This is a genomic window from Microbacterium sp. UBA3394, assembly GCF_002358725.1.
In the GTDB taxonomy this organism is placed as follows: Bacteria; Actinomycetota; Actinomycetes; order Actinomycetales; family Microbacteriaceae; genus Microbacterium; species Microbacterium luteum.
This window is the reverse complement of record NZ_DEPK01000207.1, coordinates 1-7,470: the sequence shown is the minus strand read 5'-3', so window position 1 is coordinate 7,470 and position 7,470 is coordinate 1. Positions and strand designations below refer to the sequence as shown.

Below are 7,470 nucleotides of genomic sequence, written 5' to 3'. Positions count from 1 at the left end.
CGTCTACGCGTGGCTCGTCCGCGAGGCCGGACGAATGGGCGGCGACCCCGCGCGTGTGGTCGTGGCCGGAGATTCGGCGGGGTCGAACTTCGCCGCCGCGCTACCGCTGTACGCCGGCGCGCACGACCTGCCCGCGCCGGCTGCGGTCATCATGCTCGGTGCGTTCGCCGACTTCACGCAGGAGCGCTGGCCCTCGTTCCAGGCGCAGGCGCCGCGGGGCATCGTGTACGACAGCGCCTTCTTCGCGTTCATCCGGAGCGCCTACCTGCCGACGACGGCGTGGACGGAGCCGCTGGCGAGCCCGATCTACGGTGACCTGCGCGGCTATCCGCCGCTGTTCCTGGCCACCGGAACGCACGACCCGATCATCGACTCCGCCCGCGCTTTCGCGTCGCTCGTCGCAGACGCCGGGTCACCGGTCGATGGATACTGGCCCGAGGGAATGCCGCACGGCTTCTACTTCTTCCCCGGGGTGCATCCCGAAGGCGATGTCGCGTTCGAGCGCTGCGCCGCGTTCCTCGCGGCTCACCTCTAACTCGTCAGGCGATGGTCATCAGCTGATGACCGGCGGAGACGGTGGTGCCGGGGTCGGCGTTGACCGAGCCGATGACGCCGTCTTTGTGGGCCTGGATGGGCTGCTCCATCTTCATCGCCTCGAGCACGACGATCAGGTCGCCCTTGACGACCTCCTGGCCCTCGGCGACGGCGACCTTGACGATGGTCGCCTGCATGGGTGCCTTCACCGCGTCGCCGCTGGCGCCTCCGCCGGAGACGGTCGCGGCGTGCGAGCGGCGCGAGGGCGGGGCGACGGCCGGGCGGCCCGTCTGCGGGGCGGATGACACGACCCGGTCGGGCAGGCTCACCTCGAGGCGCTTGCCACCCACCTCCACGACGACGGTGTGGCGCCCTTCGTCGGGCTTCGGAGCATCCGGTTCGCCGTCCCACGCGGGGATGTCGTTGACGAACTCGGTCTCGATCCACCGGGTGAACACGCCGAACTCGCCGCTCTCGGCGGTGAAGGCGGGGTCGCTCACGACCTTGCGGTGGAAGGGCAGCACCGTGGGCATGCCCGCGACCTCGAACTCCTCGAGCGCGCGGCGGGACCTCTCGAGGGCCTCGGCGCGGTCGCGGCCGCTCACGATGATCTTGCCCAGCAGCGAATCGAACGCACCCGACACGGCGTCGCCGGCGGTGACGCCGGAGTCGAGCCGGATACCCGGACCGCCGAAGGTCTTGAAGACGTGGATGGGACCGGGCTGCGGCAGGAAGTTGCGGCCGGGGTCTTCGCCGTTGATGCGGAACTCGATCGCGTGACCGACCGGCTGCGGGTCGTCGTATCCGATCTGCTCGCCCTCGGCGATGCGGAACTGCTCCCGCACCAGGTCGATGCCGGTGACCTCTTCGGAGACCGGATGCTCCACCTGCAGGCGCGTGTTCACCTCGAGGAACGAGATCGTGCCGTCGGCACCGATGAGGAACTCGCACGTGCCGGCGCCGAGGTAGCCCACCTCGCGCAGGATCTTCTTCGACGCGTCGTAGAGGATGCGGTTCTGCTCCTCGGTGAGGAACGGTGCCGGAGCCTCTTCGACGAGCTTCTGGTGGCGGCGCTGCAGGGAGCAGTCGCGCGTGGAGACGACCACGACGTTGCCGGCGGAGTCGGCGAGGCACTGGGTCTCGACGTGGCGCGGCTTGTCGAGGTACTTCTCCACGAAGCACTCGCCGCGGCCGAACGCGGCGATGGCCTCGCGCGTCGCGGACTCGAACAGCTCCGCGACCTCGTCGAACTCGCGCGCGACCTTCAGGCCGCGCCCGCCGCCGCCGTAGGCGGCCTTGATGGCGATCGGCAGCCCGTGCTCGCGGGCGAAGTCGATCACCTGCTCGGCACCGTCGACGGGTCCGGGGGTTCCCGGCGCGAGGGGAGCGCCGACCTTCTCGGCGACGTGACGGGCGGTGACCTTGTCGCCGAGGGCCTCGATGGCCTCCGGCGACGGGCCGATCCAGGTGAGGCCCGCCCCGATGACGGCGCGGGCGAAGTCGGCGTTCTCCGCGAGGAAGCCGTAGCCGGGGTGCACCGCGTCGGCACCGGAGCGTCGTGCGACGGAGAGGATCTTGTCGATGGAGAGGTAGGTCTCCGCGCTGGTGGATCCGTCGAGGGCGTATGCCTCGTCGGCGAGGCGCGCGTGCAGGGCGTCGCGATCCTGGTCGGCGTAGACGGCGACGGAGGACTTTCCGGCGTCGCGCGCGGCGCGGATGACACGGACGGCGATCTCGCCGCGGTTCGCGATGAGGACCTTGGCGATACGAGGCATGGATTTCAGCCTACCGACGGCCTCCGTGGTGGTTTTGACCGGTTCGTACAAATCCCACGAAGAAACGTGGTCTTCCTCGTACAACGTTCGTCGGGCATCCGTCGCGCCAGGATGCCCCCGCGTCACTGCGCGGCCGGGGCCCAGAGGTCGGGCCACGCCACGTCGAGCTCGCGCACGAGGTGCCGCAGGGTCGACAGCGACATCCCCACCACCGTCGACGGGTCGCCCGCCACGCGCGTGATGAACGGCGCGCCGAGGCTGTCGACCGTGAACGCGCCGGCGACCAGCAGCGGCTCCCCGGTCGCGACGTAGGCGTCGATCTCGGCGTCGGTGACGTCGTCGGCGAAGGTGACGGATGCCTCGGCGACGGCGTGGGCCTCCCGCGGCGCGATACCGGGCGCGAGCCGGAACACCGCGTGACCGGAGTGCAGCACACCGGTGCGTCCGCGCATCCCGCGCCACCTCGCCGTGGCGTTCTCAGGCGTGTAGGGCTTGCCGAGGATCTCGCCGTCGAGCTCGAACATGGAGTCGCCGCCGATGACGATGCCGTCGAAGTCGGGCTGCTCGGCGGTGAGCCGGGCTGCGACGTCGGCCGCTTTGCGGCGCGCGAGGAGGAGCACGTGCTCGTCGGGGGAGAGGGTGCGATCCTCGCCGGCCTCCACGGCGGCGACCACGGCCTCCTCGTCGACGTCCGGCGCCGCCGTCTCCGGCGAGATGCCCGCCTGGCGCAGCAGCATGAGGCGGGCGGGCGAGGTCGAAGCGAGGCACACGCGCATGCCACGACGATAGCTGTGACAGGCTCGAGGCATGGACGTCGGCAGCATCCTCGACCTCGACATCACCGGCGTCGCGCACGGCGGCGTGTTCGTCGCCCGCCACGAGGGCCGCGTGGTGTTCGTGCCCGACGCCATCCCGGGGGAGCGCATCAGGGCGCGTCTGACCGAGACGTCGAAGAAGTCCTTCTGGCGCGCCGAGGCGCTCGAGGTCCTGGATGCGGCGCCGGCCCGCCGGCCGCACGTGTGGGCGCCGGCCGACATCGGCGTGCCGCCCGACGAGCGTCCCGGTGGCGCCGACTTCGGCCACATCGAGCTGGATGCGCAGCGCGCACTCAAGCTCGACGTCGTGCGCGACGCGCTCGCGCGCATCGGCCGCCTCGACATCCCGGCGACGATGTCCGCGGCCGCGCCGCTCCACGACGATACCGGCGCGGTGCTCGCCGAGGAGACGCCCGACGGCACCGGATGGCGCACGCGCGTGAGCCTGCACGTCGGCGACGACGGACGGGTCGGGCCCTACGCGCAGCGCAGCCATCGCATCGTTCCCGTCGACTCGCTGCCGCTGGCGACGCCGGCACTCGAGCGCGCCCTCGAGGGCGTCCGGTCCGCGCAGCCGGGCCGCATCGACCTCGTCCAGCCCGCCGACGGCCGGGTGCGCGTCGTGCCGCGACCGGCCGGACAGCGCTCCGACGCGGCGCGCGAAGTGGTCCTGGAGCAGGCGGCAGGGCGATCGTTCCGGGTGGATGCGGGCGGCTTCTGGCAGGTGCATCGCCTCGCCGCCCACACCCTCGCCGGGGTCGTCTCGCAGCGCCTTCGCGAGGTCGCCGGCGACGAACCGGCCGTGGACCCCGACGGGTGGCACCTCGACCTCTACGGCGGCGTGGGGCTCTTCGCCGCGACCCTGGGTGGCTTGGGGGGAGAGAGCGCCCGCATCACGTCGGTGGAATCGGACGAGCGGGCGACCGAGCACGCCGGTCACAACCTCGCCGACTGGGTGGGAGCCCGTGCCGAGACGGCCAGGGTGGACCGATGGGTGTCGGCACTGCGAGCATCCGCGACCGAGCGTGAGCGCCAGCGCCTGGCCCGAGGGGTGGTGCTGCTGGATCCGCCGCGATCGGGGGCCGGGCGCCAGGTCGCCGAAGACGTCGCGGCGCTCGGACCGCGCACGATCGTGTACGTCGCTTGCGATCCCGTGGCCCTTGCACGCGACCTCGCGACCTTCCGCGAGACCGGGTACGTCACCGACCGCGTCGACGCGCTCGACCTGTTCCCGAACTCGCATCATGTCGAGGCCGTCGCCGTGCTGCGACACGAGTGATGGCGTGCGGCCACCCCGACCCCGCGATGGAGCGTTCTCACAGGTAAGGTGATCGCATGACACGGGTGGCCCTCATCGACGATCACGAGTCGGTGCGACTCGGTCTCGAGGCCGGCTGCGCGCGCGAGGGATCGGCGAGCGTGGTGTTCTCCGGCAGCACCGTCACCGACTACCTCTCGTGGCGACAGGAACAGCAGGTCTCACCCGCCGACGTCGTGGTGCTCGACCTCACCCTCGGCGACGGGGCGACCGTGACCGAGAACGTCACGCGACTGGTCGCCGACGGCTCGAGCGTCATCATCCACAGCGTCGCCGACCGCCCGGCTTCCGTGCGCGAGGCGCTCGCCGCCGGGGCGGCCGGAATCGTCAGCAAGTCCTCCCGCATCGACGACGTGCTCCACGCGGTCTCCAGCGTCGCGCAGGGCGAGCCCCTCAACAACGTCGAGTGGGCGAGCGCCGTCGAGGGCGATCGCGATTTCGCCGATGCTCAGCTCTCGGCCCGCGAGCGCGACGTGCTGCGCCTGTATGCGGCGGGTCTGCCGCTGAAGGTCGTCGCCGAACGGCTCGGAGTCGCCTACTCGACGGCCAAGGAGAACATCACCCGAGTTCGCATGAAGTACGTCGACGTCGGACGCCCCGCGCCGACGAAGATCGACCTGCTCCACCGCGCCGTCGAAGACGGGCTGCTCGATCGCCACGCCGACCGCGAGACCTCGCCGTGACCTCACCCCGCCTCCGCACCGACAACCCAGTCGCCGTCGACGAAGCCTGGGGACAGCTCCCGCGCCTGCGAGGAACCGAGCCCGACCTGGGGTCGTTCACGCGCCACCGCATCGAGCGGGTGCTGCAGATCGCCATCGCGCTCGGCTCGGTCTTCCTTGGCCTGCAGGGATTCGTCACCGCCATCGGGACCCTCGCCGCGGGCACCCTCGCGCAGAACGCTCTCGTCGTCATCACCTTCGGCAGCCTTCTCGCCATGCTCGTGGCGTGCGTGCTCGGCCGCGCCGTGCGGATCGCCGCCGGTGTGTTCATCGGCGTGTTCGCCGTGGTGCTCATCGCCTTCCCGATCGTCAACCTCGGGCTCTACACCTCTCCGACCGAGCAGCCGTGGATCTGGTTCCTCATCAACGTCGCGACCGTCTCCAGCGTGCTGGTCTTCCCGCTGCCGGCGCAGATCGCGTGGACGATCCTCACGCCGCTGATGTTCGGCGTTGTCCGGCTCATCGGGGGAGCGTTCGATCCATCGTTCTGGCTGTCGCTCGGCCTCGACGTGTCGTTCGCGCTCATCCTCGGCGGGGTGCTGCTCACCCTGGGGTGGCTGCTGCGATCGATCGCGACGAACGTCGACGAGACGCGTGCTCGTGCCGTCGACTCCTACGCGCGGGCCGCGGCCGCCGACGCGGCCGAAGACGAGCGGGTGGCCGTCGCGGCCCTCATGCACGACAGCGTGCTCGCCGCCCTCATCGCCGCGGAACGTGCCGACACGCCGCGCGAGCAGGCGCTGGCGGTGTCGATGGCGCGCGAGGCGCTCACGCGACTGGCCAACACCGATCGCGACGCGAGCGAGGGCAGCGACGCCGGGCGCACCCCCGACAGCATCGCCGACGAGATCGAGGCGGGTGCGCACGAGATGGGGGCGGATCTCACGATGCATCGTCGTGTCGCGTTCGGTACCGGCGAGGTGCCCGGCCGCGTCGCCCGCTCGATCGTGCTGGCCACGACACAGGCGATCTCCAATTCGCTCCAGCACGCCTCGGCGTCGGGCCTGGAGGTCGTACTCGAGGCCTCGGGGGACCCCGCGGGGATCGTCGTGGAGATCCGCGATGACGGGGCCGGTTTCGACGTCGGCGCCGTGCCGGATGACCGCCTCGGCATCAGGGCGTCGATCATCGCCCGGATGGCCGCCGTCAGCGGAAGCGGCGTGGTCAGTTCGGGTGCCGACGGCACCCGGGTGCGGCTCGAGTGGGCGGGGCCGGTGTCGGCGTGATGAGCGTGCGGAACATCCTCGTCGGCCTTGCGCTGGCCTTCACCGCGTACCTCGCGGCGCGCGGGCTGTGGTGGACCGAGCCGGTGCCGCTGCCGTGGCTGCTGGTGGTCGCGCTGTTCGTCTATCTCGGCACGACGTGGCTGGTGGTGCTGTGGGAGCCGCGCCGGGCCGAGGCCGCGGGAACCGAGCCGATCCCCGAGGTCGACGGCGATGGCGTCGACGAGGCGCTGAGCGCTGCCCGCCGCACCGGTCGCCTTCCCACCTGGGCGGCCGGCCTCGCGCTCGGGGCCGCGATCGCGGTGCCGAACGCGCTGTCGGTGGCCGTCGGCCCCGATCATGTCACCGCTCCGTACGCCACGTGGTACCTCGGCGGGATCGGCGCCCTGATGGTCGTCGTCATGGTCCGCCGACGCCCGTGGGTCGCGTGGCTCGGCATCATCGCGCTCGGCGTGACGGCCTCGGTGTGGATGGGGCCGGTGACGGCGCTCGGCCTCGGACTCGTCGGCTCGGTCGTGTGGGTCGCCGTGGCGCAGATGCTCATGCTGTCCCTGGACCGCGCGGCACGAGACACGGCGCAGCTGACCACGCTGCAGCGCGCGGCATCCGGTGTGGAGGCTTCGCAGAGCGTGCGGCAGCGCGAGCGTCGCACGAAGGTGCAGCGCGCACTCGCGATCGCGGGCCCGGTGCTGATGCGCGTGGTCGCCGAACGCGGCCGTCTCACCGAAGACGAACGGCTCGGCGCCCGCATCGCCGAGGGCAGCCTCCGCGACGAGCTGCGGGGACCGCGTCTCCTCGACGACGACGTGCGGGCCGAGCTCGAGCGACTCCGACGCCGCGGATCGACCGTGACGGTGCTCGACGAGGGAGGCCTCGACCGCGTCGACGAGGTGACGCTGTCGGTCATCCGCGGCCAGCTCGCCGAGACGCTGCGCGAGGCGACGTCGGAGCGCCTGTACGTGCGCACCTCGCCGCACGAGAGCGTGGCCGTGACGGTCGTGGGCCGTTCCGGCGCCGGCGCCGCGCTCTCCGACGAAGACGCCGTGGACCTCTGGCGCGAGATCGCCCACCCCCGCCGCTGAC

Annotated in this window: 7 protein-coding genes; 5 read left to right on the top strand and 2 right to left on the bottom strand. The window is 71.8% G+C overall.

Annotation, left to right across the window (positions count from 1 at the left end):
- Nucleotides 1-535: alpha/beta hydrolase fold domain-containing protein (locus tag B4E30_RS12970; protein ID WP_286795516.1), on the top strand; the 535-nt coding region annotated here is incomplete at its 5' end.
- Between the two features lie 4 nt (nt 536-539).
- Here the strand turns inward: B4E30_RS12970 and B4E30_RS12965 are convergent.
- Nucleotides 540-2,309 (bottom strand): biotin carboxylase N-terminal domain-containing protein, encoded by a 1,770-nt coding sequence (locus B4E30_RS12965; protein WP_286795515.1) that lies wholly within the window; start codon nt 2,307-2,309, stop codon nt 540-542.
- 122 nt (nt 2,310-2,431) lie between these two features.
- A complete protein-coding gene (locus B4E30_RS12960; RefSeq protein WP_194383545.1) occupies nt 2,432-3,085 on the bottom strand; it encodes a Maf family protein in 654 nt (217 codons plus the stop codon).
- A 31-nt stretch (nt 3,086-3,116) separates the two neighbouring features.
- Between B4E30_RS12960 and B4E30_RS12955 the strand changes: the two genes are divergently transcribed.
- Genes B4E30_RS12955 through B4E30_RS12940 form a run of 4 tightly spaced genes read left to right on the top strand, consistent with a single transcriptional unit; the run spans nt 3,117 to nt 7,469 of the window.
- Nucleotides 3,117-4,403: a class I SAM-dependent RNA methyltransferase gene (locus B4E30_RS12955; RefSeq protein WP_286795514.1), complete on the top strand. Its 1,287-nt coding sequence runs from the start codon at nt 3,117-3,119 to the stop codon at nt 4,401-4,403.
- Nucleotides 4,404-4,459: 56 nt separating this feature from the next.
- Nucleotides 4,460-5,125, top strand: coding sequence for a response regulator transcription factor (locus B4E30_RS12950; RefSeq protein ID WP_286795513.1), 666 nt, complete (start codon nt 4,460-4,462; stop codon nt 5,123-5,125).
- On the top strand, nt 5,122-6,390 hold the full coding sequence (locus tag B4E30_RS12945) for an ATP-binding protein (RefSeq protein ID WP_286795512.1): 1,269 nt from the start codon (nt 5,122-5,124) through the stop codon (nt 6,388-6,390). The genes B4E30_RS12950 and B4E30_RS12945 overlap by 4 nt, the downstream gene beginning before the upstream one ends.
- Complete coding sequence (locus B4E30_RS12940; RefSeq protein ID WP_286795511.1) at nt 6,390-7,469, top strand: hypothetical protein; 1,080 nt, start codon at nt 6,390-6,392, stop codon at nt 7,467-7,469. Before B4E30_RS12945 ends, B4E30_RS12940 begins: the two co-directional genes overlap by 1 nt.
- Nucleotide 7,470: the final 1 nt, after the last annotated feature.